This window comes from Pseudomonas sp. IPO3774 (assembly GCF_013386835.1).
In the GTDB taxonomy this organism is placed as follows: domain Bacteria; phylum Pseudomonadota; class Gammaproteobacteria; order Pseudomonadales; family Pseudomonadaceae; genus Aquipseudomonas.
In genome coordinates, this window is record NZ_JACAQY010000027.1 from 70,174 (window position 1) to 85,236 (window position 15,063).

At 60.3% G+C, this 15,063-nt stretch carries 16 protein-coding genes; 13 read left to right on the top strand and 3 right to left on the bottom strand.

Translation table 11 applies throughout. The features are described 5' to 3' along the window. Positions 1-45: 45 nt before the first annotated feature. From HYE77_RS16260 to HYE77_RS16270, 3 genes are all read left to right on the top strand, one after another. Positions 46-480: a MarR family winged helix-turn-helix transcriptional regulator gene (locus HYE77_RS16260; RefSeq protein WP_003212841.1), complete on the top strand. Its 435-nt coding sequence runs from the start codon at positions 46-48 to the stop codon at positions 478-480. Between the two features lie 191 nt (positions 481-671). Next, positions 672-2,018 carry an NCS2 family permease gene (locus tag HYE77_RS16265; RefSeq protein WP_063031998.1) on the top strand — a complete coding sequence of 449 codons (1,347 nt, stop codon included), beginning with the start codon at positions 672-674 and terminating at the stop codon, positions 2,016-2,018. Positions 2,019-2,081: 63 nt separating this feature from the next. After that, the gene (locus tag HYE77_RS16270) at positions 2,082-2,708 is read left to right on the top strand and encodes a LysE family translocator (RefSeq protein WP_008432192.1); all 627 of its coding nucleotides are present in this window, start codon (positions 2,082-2,084) and stop codon (positions 2,706-2,708) included. A gap of 130 nt (positions 2,709-2,838) precedes the next feature. Here HYE77_RS16270 and uraH read toward each other — a convergent pair whose 3' ends face one another. Continuing rightward, positions 2,839-3,192 (bottom strand): hydroxyisourate hydrolase, encoded by a 354-nt coding sequence (gene uraH, locus HYE77_RS16275; RefSeq protein ID WP_003209117.1) that lies wholly within the window; start codon positions 3,190-3,192, stop codon positions 2,839-2,841. 462 nt (positions 3,193-3,654) lie between these two features. On the opposite strand from uraH, the gene puuE reads away from it, so the two are divergent. From puuE to HYE77_RS16315, 8 genes are all read left to right on the top strand, one after another. Next, entirely contained in the window at positions 3,655-4,581 is a 927-nt protein-coding gene (puuE, locus tag HYE77_RS16280) for an allantoinase PuuE (protein ID WP_177068998.1), read from the top strand. Continuing rightward, positions 4,578-5,093, top strand: coding sequence for a 2-oxo-4-hydroxy-4-carboxy-5-ureidoimidazoline decarboxylase (gene uraD / locus HYE77_RS16285; protein ID WP_008432188.1), 516 nt, complete (start codon positions 4,578-4,580; stop codon positions 5,091-5,093). The genes puuE and uraD overlap by 4 nt, the downstream gene beginning before the upstream one ends. A gap of 80 nt (positions 5,094-5,173) precedes the next feature. Continuing rightward, on the top strand, positions 5,174-6,169 hold the full coding sequence (gene alc / locus HYE77_RS16290) for an allantoicase (protein WP_177068999.1): 996 nt from the start codon (positions 5,174-5,176) through the stop codon (positions 6,167-6,169). A 140-nt stretch (positions 6,170-6,309) separates the two neighbouring features. Further along, the gene (locus tag HYE77_RS16295) at positions 6,310-6,813 is read left to right on the top strand and encodes an ureidoglycolate lyase (RefSeq protein WP_003209110.1); all 504 of its coding nucleotides are present in this window, start codon (positions 6,310-6,312) and stop codon (positions 6,811-6,813) included. Positions 6,814-6,863: 50 nt separating this feature from the next. Beyond that, positions 6,864-8,165 (top strand): urate hydroxylase PuuD, encoded by a 1,302-nt coding sequence (locus tag HYE77_RS16300; protein WP_087694785.1) that lies wholly within the window; start codon positions 6,864-6,866, stop codon positions 8,163-8,165. Positions 8,166-8,361: 196 nt separating this feature from the next. Then, positions 8,362-9,714, top strand: coding sequence for a nucleobase:cation symporter-2 family protein (locus tag HYE77_RS16305; RefSeq protein ID WP_087694784.1), 1,353 nt, complete (start codon positions 8,362-8,364; stop codon positions 9,712-9,714). 43 nt (positions 9,715-9,757) lie between these two features. Next, positions 9,758-10,153 carry a hypothetical protein gene (locus HYE77_RS16310; protein ID WP_177069000.1) on the top strand — a complete coding sequence of 132 codons (396 nt, stop codon included), beginning with the start codon at positions 9,758-9,760 and terminating at the stop codon, positions 10,151-10,153. Continuing rightward, positions 10,150-10,935, top strand: a complete 786-nt coding sequence (locus tag HYE77_RS16315) for an outer membrane protein OmpK (RefSeq protein WP_003209104.1) — start codon at positions 10,150-10,152, stop codon at positions 10,933-10,935. Before HYE77_RS16310 ends, HYE77_RS16315 begins: the two co-directional genes overlap by 4 nt. A gap of 140 nt (positions 10,936-11,075) precedes the next feature. On the opposite strand, the gene HYE77_RS16320 is transcribed toward HYE77_RS16315, so the two are convergent. Next, positions 11,076-12,227 (bottom strand): patatin-like phospholipase family protein, encoded by a 1,152-nt coding sequence (locus HYE77_RS16320; protein ID WP_177069001.1) that lies wholly within the window; start codon positions 12,225-12,227, stop codon positions 11,076-11,078. Positions 12,228-12,259: 32 nt separating this feature from the next. Next, positions 12,260-13,195: a lipid A biosynthesis lauroyl acyltransferase gene (locus HYE77_RS16325; protein ID WP_003209101.1), complete on the bottom strand. Its 936-nt coding sequence runs from the start codon at positions 13,193-13,195 to the stop codon at positions 12,260-12,262. Between the two features lie 118 nt (positions 13,196-13,313). Between HYE77_RS16325 and minC the strand changes: the two genes are divergently transcribed. Beyond that, positions 13,314-14,051 (top strand): septum site-determining protein MinC, encoded by a 738-nt coding sequence (gene minC / locus HYE77_RS16330; protein WP_003209099.1) that lies wholly within the window; start codon positions 13,314-13,316, stop codon positions 14,049-14,051. A 199-nt stretch (positions 14,052-14,250) separates the two neighbouring features. Further along, positions 14,251-15,063, top strand: coding sequence for a septum site-determining protein MinD (gene minD, locus HYE77_RS16335; protein ID WP_003209098.1), 813 nt, complete (start codon positions 14,251-14,253; stop codon positions 15,061-15,063).

Consider the following 15,063-nt stretch of genomic DNA (forward strand, 5'->3'; position numbering starts at 1 on the left):
AAACTGCTTGACCGAAATTACGACGACTTGGGCAGATACGTCAATATGCTTGACCTTAAAAACCAGACCAGCCAGCAAACCGCCATGGAAGCCTTCTTCTTCGGCTACCAGGCGTTCACCGCCAAGGCTGACGAAATGCTGGAGCGCCGCGGCTTGAGCCGGGTGCATCAACGCATCGTGTTTTTTATCGCGCGCTACCCGGCCTTGAGCGTCAAGGAGCTGCTGGAACTGCTCGGCGTGAGCAAACAGGCGCTGAACATGCCGTTGCGCCAACTGCAGGAAATGCACCTGGTGGACAGCGTGGCGTCCGAGACCGACAAGCGTAAGCGCCTGCTGGAGTTGACCGAGGAAGGCCGGCGTTTCGAACAATCGCTGCGGCGCGAACAGGTAAAGCTGCTGCAACGGGCGTTTGCCGAGGCAGGCGAGACGGCGGTAGAAGGCTGGCTGGCGGTAAACAAGGCTCTCAGTGGCCAATCCTGAATTGCCTTTCATCCCCTTTCGCACACAAAATAGAAAACATTATTTGCTTTATTTGTATACAAAAGCATAATTCGCTTCGTGCGAGTTCCTGACCTATTGGTCAACAAAACCCGCTGGTACCTCAAAGCGCTGCTGCCCACTCATGTGTCCGGCGCTGGAAATAACAATAAAACTCTTGAGGAGTACTTGCTGTGGAAAGCCGCAAATCCGAAGCCCCTACGCTCGACCTCTCGCCAACCCACAACGGTTGGCTGGAACGCCTGTTCAAACTCCGCTTGCATGGCACCACAGTGAAGACCGAGCTGATCGCTGGCCTCACGACCTTTATCACCATGGCCTACATCATCTTCGTCAACCCCAACATCATGGCCGACGCCGGCATCGATCACGGCGCGGCGTTTGTCGCCACCTGCATCGCCGCCGCGCTGGGTTGCCTGCTGATGGGCCTGTACGCCAACTGGCCAGTAGGCCTGGCGCCGGGCATGGGCCTGAACGCGTTTTTCACCTACACCGTGGTCGGGACCATGGGCTACAACTGGGAGACGGCACTGGGTGCGGTGTTTATCTCCGGTGTGTTGTTCATGATCCTGACGCTCTCACGCATTCGCGAGTGGCTGCTCAACAGCATTCCGGTGAGCCTGCGCCATGCCATGGGCGCCGGCGTCGGATTGTTTCTCGGGGTGATCGGCCTGAAAACCGCCGGCATCATCGTGCAAAGCCCGGCCACCCTGATCAAGCTCGGCTCCCTGCATGAACCCGCCCCATTGCTGGCGGCCATCTGCTTCCTGTTGATTGCGATCCTCAGCTACCACCGGGTATTCGGCGCGATCCTGATCAGCATCATCGCCGTGACCCTCGCCGGTTGGGGCCTGGGCCTGGTGGAGTACCACGGAATCATGGCCACTCCGCCAAGCCTGGCACCGACCTGGATGGCCATGGACGTGATGGGCGTGTTCAACGTCAGCATGATCAGCGTGGTGTTCGCCTTCCTGTTTGTGCACATGTTCGACACCGCCGGCACCCTGATGGGCGTGGCCCAGCGCGCAGGCCTGGTGAATGCCGACGGCAAGATCGAAAACCTCTCCCGCGCCCTGAAAGCCGACAGCGCCTCCAGCGTGTTCGGCGCCATGGTCGGCGTGCCGCCAGTCACCAGTTACGTGGAAAGCGCCGCCGGGGTTGCCGCCGGTGGCCGCACCGGGCTGACGGCGGTTACGGTTGGCGTGTTGTTTATCGCAGCGATGTTTTTTGCCCCGCTGGCTGGCATGATTCCGGCCTATGCCACCGCCGGCGCGTTGATTTATGTGGCGATGCTGATGATGAGCGGCATGGCCCATATCAATTGGGACGACGCCACCGACAGCATTCCGGCGATCGTCACGGCCATCATGATGCCCCTGACCTTCTCGGTGGCCGACGGCATCGCCCTGGGTTTCATCACCTACGTGGCGCTGAAGGCCGGCACGGGTAAACACAAGGAAATTTCCATCAGCCTGTGGGTGCTTTGCGCGATCTTCATCGCCAAGTTCGCGTTCCTGTAGGCCAACCCGCTTGACCCTGCCTCACCCCGTCGGGTGGGGCTTTTGTACGAATGGAGGAATGCAATGAGTCTGGAAACCTGGCTGCTGTTCAGCGGCGCTGCGCTGGTGGTGATCCTGATCCCCGGCCCCCTGTCCTTGCTGATGATCAGCAACAGCCTGAACTACGGCCTGCGCCGTTCGTACCCGGCCTTTCTCGGCGGGGTGATTGCTTCCATCTGCCTGCTGAGCGCCTCGGCGCTGGGTTTGGGTGCGTTGTTGCTGGCCTCGGAACAGCTGTTCAGCGCCCTGAAGATCGTCGGCGCGCTGTACCTGTTCTACCTCGCCTGGCAGAGCTGGCAGCAATCCCGGCAACCGGCCCACGTCGCCGACGTACCGCAAGTGGCCGCCACCCCGCGATTTCGTGCGCTGTTTGGCCGGGCCTTTGTGCTGGGCGCCAGCAACCCGAAGGACATCCTGTTTTTCGCCGCCTTCCTGCCGCAATTCCTCAGTGCCCAGCAGGCCTTTTTGCCGCAGTTGCTGATCATGATCGCCACCTGGACCGTGCTCGACCTGCTGTGCAAACTGGCCTACGGCCTCGGCGCCCATGGTGCCGCGCGCTACCTGCGCAGCGGCAGGGGCCAGAGCTGGTTCAACCGGATCAGTGCGGGCTTGTTCACAGGCGCCGGCGCTGCGTCGCTATTGAGCCGCTGAAGATCCAGCCCCGATCGCACTGACGATCGGGGCCGCCTTTATGGTGCAATCAGCAGGCGAAAAAAAGCCCGCAGTGTGAGCGGGCGAAAAACCAACGAAGAGCTTTGGGGGTGTGAAGCGCGGTGACGACTCAGCTACCGCGATAGGTGGAGTAGCTGTAAGGCGAAATCAGCAAAGGCACGTGGTAGTGATCCTGTTCGGCGCTGATGCCGAAGCGCAGCACCACCACATCGAGAAATGCAGGTTCGGGCAGTTGCACACCGCGGGCGCGGTAGTAATCACCGGCGCTGAACTGCAACTGATAGACACCGCTGCGGTAGTCATCGCCTTGCAGCAGGGGTGCATCGCAGCGGCCGTCGCTGTTGGTCAGGGTGCTGGCGACCAGCTCAAGCTGTGCGCCCTCGACACGGTACAACTCAACCTTGATTGCGCTGCCAGGGCAGCCATGCGCGGCGTCCAATACGTGTGTGGTCAAACGTCCCATAGCGTCTGCGCGCCTCCCGAAGTCAGTAAAAAGTGAAAGACCGCACCTTTTCAGGTCACTGAAAAAGTCGGCGATGGCTGATTAAGACACTTTTCAAAAAAATTGTACACAATAAATTCAACAAGCCTGCGTTCCGTTGCTGACGCCGATACTGTAGGAGCGAGCTTGCTCGCGAAGATCGTTAACGATAACGCAGCGCTTCAGGGTTAACGAGGCGCTCTCAGGTTTTTCGCGAGCAAGCTCGCTCCTACAGTGAATGAGGTTTTTTTCAATTTAGCTGACCAGTCAGGCAGGTTTCTTGCAGTGCTATTCTGCAAAGACCCTGCGGAAAAAATGCAGAAATACAGGCTTACAAAGTGCACACTAAGTTGTATACAATCAGTCATCATTGTGACGCCACCCAGTCTTTCCGCTGCCCGGCCGCCACACACACCGCTACCACGAACAAGAAGGAAGACTGCAGTGAGCGCTGACTACCCACGCGACCTGATCGGTTACGGCAGTAACCCTCCTCACCCACACTGGCCGGGCAAGGCCCGTATCGCCCTGTCGTTCGTACTCAACTACGAAGAAGGTGGTGAGCGCAACATCCTGCACGGCGACAAAGAGTCGGAAGCCTTCCTGTCCGAGATGGTCTCGGCGCAACCGCTGCAAGGCGAGCGCAACATGAGCATGGAGTCGCTGTACGAATACGGCAGCCGTGCCGGCGTGTGGCGCATCCTCAAGTTGTTCAAGGAATTCGATATCCCGCTGACCATCTTCGCCGTGGCCATGGCCGCCCAGCGCCACCCGGATGTGATCCGCGCGATGGTCGCCGCCGGCCACGAGATCTGCAGCCACGGCTACCGCTGGATCGACTACCAATACATGGATGAGGCCCAGGAACGCGAGCACATGCTCGAAGCGATCCGCATCCTCACCGAACTCACCGGCGAGCGCCCACTGGGCTGGTACACCGGGCGCACCGGCCCCAACACCCGGCGGCTGGTGATGGAGGAAGGCGGCTTCCTCTATGACTGCGACACCTATGACGACGACCTGCCCTACTGGGAACCCAACAACCCGACCGGCAAGCCGCACCTGGTGATCCCCTACACCCTGGACACCAATGACATGCGCTTCACCCAGGTCCAGGGTTTCAACAAGGGCGACGACTTTTTCGAATACCTGAAAGACGCCTTCGACGTGCTGTATGCCGAAGGCGCGGACGCACCGAAAATGCTCTCCATCGGCTTGCACTGCCGCCTGATCGGCCGCCCGGCGCGCCTGGCCGCCCTCAAGCGGTTTATCGAATACGCCAAGGGCCATGATCAGGTGTGGTTCACCCGCCGCGTCGACATCGCCCGTCACTGGCATGACGTACACCCTTTCAAGGGAGCCGCCAAATGACCGCGTTCCAAACCCTGAAACCGTCGAGCCTGAGCCGCGACGAATTCGTCGCAGCCTTCGCCGACATCTACGAACATTCGCCATGGGTGGCCGAAAAGGCCTTCGACCTGGGCCAGGACGCTTCGATCGACGAGATCGAAACCCTGCACCAGCGCATGAGCGACATCCTGTTGAGCGCCGATCACACCAGTCAACTGGCCCTGATCAACGCTCACCCGGACCTGGCGGGCAAAGCGGCCGTCCAGGGCCAGTTGACCGAAGCCAGCACTAATGAACAGGCTGGCGCCGGTATTCACCAATGCTCGAGCGACGAGTTTTCGCGCTTCACCGAGCTGAACGATGGCTACAAGGCCAAGTTCAAGTTTCCCTTCATCATGGCGGTAAAAGGCAGCAACCGGCACCAGATCCTTGCCGCGTTTGAAACGCGCATTCACAACTCGGTGGAAGCCGAGTTCAAATGTGCGCTGGCCGAGATCAATAAAATCGCGTTGTTCCGATTACTGACCCTTTAGCAGACCTGGCCCGAGCGGTTCATGAACGCCCAGGGCCTGGCGAGCATCCCAAGCCACTTACTTTAAGGCAGACAAGAAGAATGAAAGCGCAACCCGTACCTTTCGAAAAGTTCGTCAACCTGGCCGACGCCCGCCTGGGCACCAAGATCATCTCTGTCACCGATGACTGGTTCGCCGACGCCAACCGCCTGTTCCAGCCGACCCCGGCCGTGTGGAAGGAGGGCGTTTTCGATGACAACGGCAAGTGGATGGACGGCTGGGAGTCGCGCCGCAAGCGCTTCGAAGGCTACGACAGCGCAGTTATCCGCCTGGGCGTACCGGGTTCGATCAAAGGCGTGGACATCGACACTTCATTCTTCACCGGCAACTTCCCGCCATCGGCGTCCCTGGAAGCCTGCTTCCTCGCGAGCGGCGAGCCGGATGACAACACCCAATGGGTTGAAGTGCTGTCGGCGGTGGAGCTGCAAGGCAACAGCCATCACTTCCACGAGATCAACAACGACCAGGCCTTCAGCCACCTGCGTTTCAACATCTACCCGGATGGTGGCGTGGCCCGTCTGCGTGTGTACGGCATTCCGTTCCGCGACTGGTCGGCGGTGGGCGACAACGAACAGGTGGACCTGGCTGCTGCATTGAACGGCGGCCGCGCACTGGCCTGCTCCGATGAACACTTCGGGCGCATGAGCAACATCCTCAACCCGGGCCGTGGCATCAACATGGGCGACGGCTGGGAAACCGCACGTCGTCGTACGCCGGGCAATGACTGGGTGATCGTCGCACTGGGCCACCCGGGCGAGATCGAGAAGATCGTGGTCGACACCCTGCACTTCAAGGGCAACTACCCGGACACTTGCTCGATCCAGGGCGCATTCGTGAAGGGCGGCACCGACAGCCAGATCGAAACCCAATCGCTGTTCTGGCGCGAACTGCTGCCGGCGCAGAAACTGGAAATGCACGCTGAACACACGTTTTCCGAGCAGATCAAGGCGCTGGGCCCGATCACCCACATTCGTCTGAATGTGTTCCCGGATGGTGGTGTGAGCCGCCTGCGGGTTCTCGGTAAGGTCTCGAAGTAAGCGGTGAACCTGTGGCGAGGGAGCTTGCTCCCGTTGGGTCGCGAAGCGGCCCCAGGAAATGGGACTGCTACGCAGTCCAGCGGGAGCAAGCTCCCTCGCCACAAAAGCAAACAACACAGAATCCGGATAAGAAGACAGCCATGCGCACACTGATGATCGAACCCCTGACCAAAGAAGCCTTCGCCCCTTTCGGAGACGTTATCGAAACCGATGGCAGCGATCACTTCATGATCAACAACGGGTCGACCATGCGCTTTCATAAACTGGCGACGGTTGAAACCGCCACGCCAGAAGATAACGCGATCATCAGCATCTTCCGCGCCGACGCGCAGGACATGCCGCTGACCGTGTGCATGCTGGAACGACACCCGCTGGGCAGCCAGGCTTTCATCCCGCTGCTCGGCAACCCCTTTCTGATCGTGGTCGCGCCACTTGGCGATGAACCTGTATCGGGCTTGGTCCGCGCCTTCGTTACCAACGGCAGGCAGGGCATTAATTACCATCGCGGCGTCTGGCACCACCCGGTGCTGACGATCGAAAAGCGGGATGACTTCCTGGTGGTTGATCGCAGTGGCACAGGCAATAACTGCGATGAGCATTTTTTTAAAGAGGATGAGCGGTTGATCCTCGCCCCCCACCAATAAGAGAAGGTCTGATCACTCGACGACAGAGTGACAGGCGAGAGGTAAAGACTGTGGAAGCACATTTGATGGAATGGCTGAACCTGAGCGTGCGCTGGGTTCACATGATCACTGGCGTCGCCTGGATCGGCGCTTCGTTCTACTTCGTCTGGCTGGAAAACAACCTCAACCGCGTGAACCCCAAGGACGGCCTCGCCGGTGACTTGTGGGCGATCCACGGTGGCGGTATCTACCACCTGGAAAAATACAAACTGGCCCCACCGACCATGCCGGACAACCTGCACTGGTTCAAATGGGAAGCCTACTTCACCTGGATGTCCGGCATCGCGCTGCTGTGCGTGGTGTTCTACGCCAACCCGACCTTGTACCTGCTGGCCCCGGGCAGCAGCCTCAGCGGTCCGGAAGGTGTGTTGCTGGGCCTCGGCTCGCTGCTGGCCGGCTGGTTCATCTACTCCTTTCTCTGCGACTCGGCACTGGGCAAGCGCCCCGCCCTGCTCGGCCTGATCCTGTTCGTGCTGTTGATTGCCGCCGCGTACGGCTTCAGCAAGGTGTTCAGCGGTCGTGGTGCGTACCTGCATGTGGGCGCCGTGATCGGCACCATCATGGTGGGCAACGTGTTCCGCATCATCATGCCGGCCCAGCGTGCGCTGGTGGCGGCCATCGCCGAAAACCGCACGCCCGACCCGGCACTGCCGGCCAAGGGTTTGCTGCGTTCGCGTCATAACAACTACTTCACCTTGCCGGTGCTGTTCATCATGATCAGCAACCACTTCCCGAGCACCTACGGCAGCCAATACAACTGGCTGATCCTGGCGGGCATCGCGGTAGCGGCCGTGTTGGTGCGTCACTACTTCAACACCCGTCACAACAGCCAGAAATACGCCTGGACCTTGCCGGTGGGCGCACTGGCGATGATTTGCCTGGCCTACGTGACCGGCCCAAAACCGGTGGCGACTGCACCGGATGTGGCCAAGGCTCCTGCGGCCATCGAATACCAGCCACTGCCGGAAACGGCGTTGGGTGGCGGGCTTAAACCGGCTGCTCCAGCGGCACCTGCACCGGCACCTGCCGAAGCAGCACCGGCCCAGGCCTCGATTGATTTTGACAAGGTCCACGGGGTGATCCAGGAGCGCTGCGCGGTGTGCCATTCGGCCAAGCCGACAAGCCCGCTGTTCAGCACCGCACCGGCCGGGGTGATGTTTGATACGCCGCAGCAGATCCAGCAAATGGCCCCGCGCATCCAGGCACAGGCCGTGGCCAGCCAGATCATGCCGCTGGGCAATATCACCCAGATGACCCAGCAGGAACGGGACTTGATTGGCACCTGGATCACTCAGGGGGCGCGTACCAACTGACTGATTAACGCAGCACTAGTGTGGGAGCGGGCTTGCTCGCGAATGCGGTGTGTCATTCAACACTTCAGGTGACTGAACCACCGCGTTCGCGAGCAAGCCCGCTCCCACATGGGATCTGCGGTGTGCTTTGACGAATGAGTTCCACCCGGCAATTGAATGCCGAACAACACAACAATAAAAAGATCCGAGGTGTTGCATGTCCCAGCTAGAAACGCAGACTCCTGCCGCGCCCGCCATGGTGCGGCTGCCCCTCTTGCAACTGATTCTGGTAGGCCTGCAACACGTCTTGCTGATGTACGGTGGCGCCGTCGCCGTGCCTTTGATCATCGGCCAGGCTGCGGGCCTGAGCCGTGAAGAAATCGCCTTCCTGATCAACGCCGACCTGCTGGTGGCGGGCATCGCAACCATGGTCCAGTCCTTCGGTATCGGCCCGGTAGGCATTCGTATGCCGGTGATGATGGGCGCCAGTTTCGCCGCTGTCGGCAGCATGGTGGCCATGGCCGGCATGCCCGGCATCGGTCTGCAGGGGATCTTCGGTGCGACCATCGCCGCCGGTTTTTTCGGCATGGTGATCGCGCCGTTCATGTCCAAGGTCGTGCGCTTCTTTCCACCGCTGGTGACCGGTACCGTGATCACCGCCATTGGTCTTTCGCTGTTTCCCGTCGCGGTCAATTGGGCCGGCGGTGGCGCAGCGGCGTCCACGTTTGGCTCACCGATTTACCTGGCGATTGCCGCGCTGGTGCTGGCCACCATCCTGCTGATCAACCGTTTCATGCGCGGCTTCTGGGTGAATATCTCGGTGCTGATCGGCATGGCCCTCGGCTACGGGCTGTGCGGGATGATCGGCATGGTCGACCTCAGCGGCCTGGCGCGCGCCCCGTGGGTGCAAGTGGTGACGCCACTGCATTTCGGCATGCCCAAGTTCGAGTTGGCGCCGATCCTGTCGATGTGCCTGGTGGTGGTGATCATCTTCGTCGAGTCCACCGGGATGTTCCTCGCCCTGGGCAAGATCACCGGCCAGGAAGTCACGCCGAAAATGCTCCGCCGTGGCCTGTTGTGTGACGCCGGCGCATCGTTTTTTGCCGGGTTCTTCAACACCTTCACCCACTCCTCGTTCGCGCAGAACATCGGCCTGGTGCAGATGACCGGCGTGCGCTGCCGTTCGGTGACGATCGTGGCCGGCGCGTTCCTGATTGTGCTGAGCCTGCTGCCCAAGGCCGCCTTTTTGGTAGCGTCGATTCCACCCGCAGTGCTGGGCGGCGCGGCGATTGCCATGTTCGGCATGGTGGCAGCCACCGGGATCAAGATCCTCCAGGAAGCCGACATTGCCGACCGTCGTAACCAGTTGCTGGTGGCGGTGAGTATCGGCATGGGATTGATCCCGGTGGTACGTCCCGAATTCTTTGCACAGCTGCCGCTATGGATGAGCCCGATCACTCACAGCGGCATCGCCATGGCCACGATCAGCGCGCTGTCGCTGAACCTGTTATTCAACATCCTGGGTGGCGCCGAACGCGCTGCCCCAAGCGCTCACGCACACCCACATTGATTCCTGCGTCACAACAAAAACAATAACGATCAGGGAACACACCATGTACGCCATTCACCCGGGGCCGGCCACGCGCCGTGCCCCATTCTCGCCCCGCGCGCTCTTTAACGGCGCACTTGAGCACAGGCCTGGGAGTCAGTATTCTCGGCGCCCGCTCAAATCGACTCAAAAAAAAACAGCGAATGTAAAAGCTGACTGCAAGGCCAACTTATCCGGGCCCCACGTCCGCAGCCAACGTGTGCAAAAACTCTCCGAATTCGACTGTGTTCATCACAGCCGACGGGGATTTTTTGGCTTTTTAAACACCTTGGCGCAGCTCTTGCTAAAAGCATCAAAGCTGACCGAACAGACGATTTTTGCGGCAAGCCAAAAGACGCCACACCAGAGCGTCCGCATAGAAAAAAAACCAGAAACCTTTACCTCGGGAGCAACCGAATGAAACGTACCGTGAACAGCCTGATGCTGGCAGGATCCCTGCTGGCCGGGGGCCAGGCCATGGCCGGTGATCTGCTGCAGTGGCAGAACAACAGCCTGACTTATCTGTGGGGCAAGAACTTCACTGTTAACCCGCAGATCCAGCAAACCGTGACCTTCGAACACGCCGATGCGTGGAAGTACGGCGACAACTTCTTCTTCCTCGACCGCATCTTTTACAACGGCAAGGAAGACGGCAATGTCGGCCCGAGTACTTACTACGGCGAGTTCAGCCCACGCTTGTCGTTCGGCAAGATCTTCGACAAAGACTTGTCGTTCGGCCCGATCAAGGACGTGTTGCTGGCGTTCACTTACGAGTTCGGCGAAGGCGACAACGAGTCGTACTTGCTCGGCCCGGGCTTCGACCTGGCAATCCCTGGTTTCGACTACTTCCAGCTGAACTTCTACCAGCGCCAGACCGAAGGCAATCGCCCGGGTGACGGCGTATGGCAGATCACACCGGTGTGGTCGTACACGATCCCGGTGGGCAACTCCAATGTGCTGATCGACGGCTTCATGGACTGGGTGGTGGATAACGACAAGAACGCCCGCGGCACTTACCACGCCAACCTGCACTTCAACCCGCAGATCAAATATGACCTGGGCAAGGCGTTGCATTGGGGCGAGAAGCAGTTGTATGTCGGTATCGAATACGACTACTGGAAGAACAAGTACGGGATCCAGGACAGCGGCGCGTTCGAGACCAACCAGGACACTGCGAGTTTGTTGGTGAAGTACCACTTCTAACCACACCGCCTATCCCCTGTGGAATCGGGTTTATGTGGGAGCGGGCTTGCTCGCGAATGCGGTGGGTCAGTCAATACATCTGGCGACTGACACACCGCATTCGCGAGCAAGCCCGCTCCCACACAAGCCCGCTCCCACATTCAGTCCGGTGTCAGGCCTAGAAACCGCTGCAACTCTTCGCGCTTGGCCAGCGCATCCCGCCTTCCCAATTCGATCAATTCGCTGCAATACCCCGCCTCGAACAGCAGGTAGCTGAGCACACCCGCGCCACTGGTTTTGGTCGCCCCCGGCCCGCGCAGAAACAGGCGCAACGCCGCCGGCAATTCCTGGCGGTGACGTGCCGCGATTTCGTCGATTGGCTGACTGGGAGCGATCACCAATACTTCCACTGGTGCCAAACCTTGTATCGCCGCGTTGGCCGGCAACACGTGGCTGAACTGGTTCAGGCGCTCGAGCAATTCGATATCGCTTTCCAGGCTGTCGATGAACGTGCTGTTGAGCATGTGCCCGCCGATCTGCGCCAACGTCGGCTCCTGGCCGGTGAAGGTGCGCGCCGGGTTCGATGGATCGTTGCCGCGCGGGTTGCCACTGACCCCCACCACCAGCACGCGGCTGGCGCCCAGGTGCAACGCAGGACTGATCGGTGCCGACTGGCGCACCGCCCCGTCACCAAAATATTCCTGGTCGAGTTTGACCGGCGCAAACAGCAACGGAATCGCCGAGCTGGCCAGCAAGTGTTCAACGGTCAATTGGGTGGGAATGCCGATGCGCCGATGCCGCAACCAGGCATCGATGGTGCCGCCGCCCTGATAGAAGGTCACGGCTTGCCCGGACTCGTATCCGAACGCGGTCACCGCCACGGCGTGAAGGTGCTTCTCGCGGATCGACTGCTCGATGCCTTCCAGGTGCAGTTTGTCGCGCAACAAGTCCCGCAGCGGCGAACTGTTGAGCAGCGCCACTGGCACCTGCGCCCCCATCCCCAGCAGGCTGTGGATAAGGAATCGACTCGCCTGGCTGATCACCCCGGGCCAGTCGCTGCGCAGCACCAGGTGGCTGCGAAAGCCCTGCCAGAAGGCGGTCAGGCGCTGGATGGCGGCGGTAAAGTCCATGGCGCCACTGGCCAGGCTCACCGCATTGATCGCCCCGGCCGAGGTGCCGACAATCACCGGAAACGGATTGGCCGCGCCCGGCGGCAACAGCTCGGCTATCGCCGCCAGTACCCCCACCTGATAGGCGGCCCGCGCCCCGCCGCCGGAAAGAATCAAGCCTGTGACCGGTTCAGCTGGGCGCATTGCATCACTCCATGGTGCTTGGGGACTTCAGATCAACGGCGACGTTTTTCATACAGTTTAGGTTCACCTGGCGGCCGGCTCTTGAAGCGGCGGTGCGTCCACAGGTATTGCTCGGGGCATTCGCGCACGGAGGCTTCGACCCACTGGTTGATGCGCAGGCAATCGATCTCGTCGGTTTCACCGGGGAAGTCGGTCAGCGGCGGATGGATCACCAGGCGATAACCGCTGCCGTCGGCCAGGCGTTCCTGGGTGAACGGCACCACCAGAGCCTTGCCCAGGCGGGCGAACTTGCTGGTGGCGGTCACGGTGGCGGCCTGAATGCCGAACAATGGCACGAAGATACTTTGCTTGGCGCCGTAGTCCTGGTCCGGTGCGTACCAAATCGCACGACCGGCCCGCAGCAGCTTGAGCATGCCGCGCACGTCTTCGCGCTCTACGGCCAGGGAGTCGAGGTTGTGCCGCTCGCGGCCACGGCGCTGGACGAAATCGAACAAGGGGTTGCCGTGCTCGCGGTACATGCCGTCGATGGTGTGCTTCTGCCCGAGCAAGGCGGCGCCGATTTCCAGGGTGGTGAAATGCAGGGCCATGAGGATCACGCCCTTGCCTTCCAGTTGCGCCTGCTTGAGGTGCTCCAGCCCTTCGACATGGGCCAGGCGCGCCAGGCGCGGCTTGGACCACCACCAGCTCATGGCCATCTCGAAGAACGCGATGCCGGTGGAGGCAAAGTTTTCCTTGAGCAAATGTTTACGCTCTTTAGCGGACTTTTCCGGGAAGCACAGTTCCAGGTTTCGTGCGGCGATACGTCGACGTTCACCGGCCACCCGGTACATTCCCGCCCCCAAGGCACGGCCAATCCCCAGTAAAGCCCGGTACGGCAACTGCACAATCAGCCACAGCAAACCCAGCCCCAGCCATAACAGCCAGAAGCGCGGATGAAAAAATACAGCTCGAAAACGCGGGCGATCCATTCAAGATTCCGGTAAAGACAACGGCCGCGCATTCTACAACGGTTCGACCCGGCTTGCGGCTAGCGGATGTTCTCGTTATAAGTCTCGACACTTTTCGTGACAAGCCGCTTTGCCGACCATGAGCCAAACCGAACCGCTAGACCAAGATCCCGTGTTCCAGTTGAAAGGCAGCATGCTCGCCATTACCGTGCTGGAACTGGCCCGCAACGACCTTGATGCCCTGGACCGCCAGCTCGCCGCCAAGGTCGCCCTGGCGCCGAACTTCTTCAACAATGCACCGCTGGTGCTGGCCCTGGACAAGCTCCCGGCCGGCCAGGGCGCGGTCGACCTGCCCGGGCTGATGCGCGTGTGCCGCCAGCATGGCCTGCGCACCCTGGCGATCCGTGCCAGCCGTATCGAAGACATCGCCGCGGCAATCGCCATTGAACTGCCAGTACTGCCGCCGTCGGGTGCCCGCGAGCGTCCGCTCGACCCGTTGGTCGGCGAAGAGAAGAAAAAACCGGAGAAACCGCCGGAGCCGACGATCAAGCCGACAAAGATCATCACCTCTCCCGTACGGGGCGGGCAGCAGATTTACGCCCAGGGTGGCGACCTTGTCGTCATCGCCCCGGTCAGCCCGGGGGCGGAACTTCTCGCCGATGGAAACATCCATGTATACGGCCCCATGCGTGGTCGTGCCCTGGCCGGCATAAAAGGTGACACCAAGGCCCGTATTTTTTGCCAGCAGTTGACCGCTGAGCTAGTGTCCATCGCAGGCCAGTACAAGGTTTCGGAAGATTTGCGCCGCGATCCGCTGTGGGGGGCCGGGGTACAAGTCAGCCTGTCGGGCGATGTGTTGAACATCGTTCGTCTTTAACGGATACTGCCGCATTTTCCAAGCATCTCTGGACTCTGATAGCACAGCGAAAACGGCAAAACTTGTGTAGGAATATTTTTAAGGTGGGGTTTGCCCAGGCAAACCGTGCTTTCTCCTACAAGAGCTGCCCGCCTGCAGCGAGTGACAAGAGATGTTTTTCAGGGACTAAAAAGTCCTTTTTCCTTAGGGGTGAAACACCTTGGCCAAGATTCTCGTGGTTACATCCGGCAAGGGTGGTGTGGGTAAGACCACCACCAGCGCCGCTATCGGTACCGGCCTCGCTCTGCGCGGCCACAAGACAGTTATCGTCGACTTCGACGTCGGCTTGCGTAACCTCGACCTGATCATGGGCTGTGAACGCCGCGTGGTTTACGACTTCGTCAACGTCGTCAATGGCGAAGCCAACCTGCAACAGGCCCTGATCAAGGACAAGCGCCTTGAGAACTTGTATGTACTGGCCGCCAGCCAGACCCGCGACAAAGACGCGCTGACCAAGGAAGGCGTGGGCAAGGTCCTCGCCGAACTGAAGGAAACCTTCGAATACGTGGTGTGCGATTCCCCGGCGGGTATCGAGACCGGTGCTCACCTGGCGATGTACTTCGCCGACGAAGCCATCGTCGTGACCAACCCTGAAGTCTCCTCGGTACGTGACTCGGACCGCATGCTCGGCCTGCTGGCCAGCAAGTCCCAGCGCGCCGAGAAAGGTGAAGATCCGATCAAGGAACACCTGCTGCTGACCCGCTACAACCCTGAGCGCGTCAGCAATGGCGAAATGCTTGGCGTTGAAGACGTGAAGGAAATCCTCGCCGTGACCCTGCTGGGTGTGATCCCGGAATCCCAGGCCGTCCTGAAGGCATCCAACCAAGGTGTGCCGGTGATTCTTGACGACCAGAGCGACGCCGGCCAGGCGTACAGCGATGCGGTAGATCGCTTGCTGGGCAAGACCGTGGAACATCGCTTCCTCGATGTTAAGAAGAAGGGATTCTTCGAGCGTATCTTTGGAGGCAACTAA

Coding starts and splice junctions, on each gene's coding strand:
- HYE77_RS16260 (WP_003212841.1), top strand. CDS start 46: ATGCTTGACCTTAAAAACCAGACCAGCCAGCAAACCGCCATGGAAGCC.
- HYE77_RS16270 (WP_008432192.1), top strand. CDS start 2,082: ATGAGTCTGGAAACCTGGCTGCTGTTCAGCGGCGCTGCGCTGGTGGTG.
- uraH (WP_003209117.1), bottom strand. CDS start 3,192: ATGGGACGTTTGACCACACACGTATTGGACGCCGCGCATGGCTGCCCT.
- uraD (WP_008432188.1), top strand. CDS start 4,578: ATGACCGCGTTCCAAACCCTGAAACCGTCGAGCCTGAGCCGCGACGAA.
- alc (WP_177068999.1), top strand. CDS start 5,174: ATGAAAGCGCAACCCGTACCTTTCGAAAAGTTCGTCAACCTGGCCGAC.
- HYE77_RS16295 (WP_003209110.1), top strand. CDS start 6,310: ATGCGCACACTGATGATCGAACCCCTGACCAAAGAAGCCTTCGCCCCT.
- HYE77_RS16305 (WP_087694784.1), top strand. CDS start 8,362: ATGTCCCAGCTAGAAACGCAGACTCCTGCCGCGCCCGCCATGGTGCGG.
- HYE77_RS16310 (WP_177069000.1), top strand. CDS start 9,758: ATGTACGCCATTCACCCGGGGCCGGCCACGCGCCGTGCCCCATTCTCG.
- HYE77_RS16315 (WP_003209104.1), top strand. CDS start 10,150: ATGAAACGTACCGTGAACAGCCTGATGCTGGCAGGATCCCTGCTGGCC.
- HYE77_RS16320 (WP_177069001.1), bottom strand. CDS start 12,227: ATGCGCCCAGCTGAACCGGTCACAGGCTTGATTCTTTCCGGCGGCGGG.
- HYE77_RS16325 (WP_003209101.1), bottom strand. CDS start 13,195: ATGGATCGCCCGCGTTTTCGAGCTGTATTTTTTCATCCGCGCTTCTGG.
- minC (WP_003209099.1), top strand. CDS start 13,314: ATGAGCCAAACCGAACCGCTAGACCAAGATCCCGTGTTCCAGTTGAAA.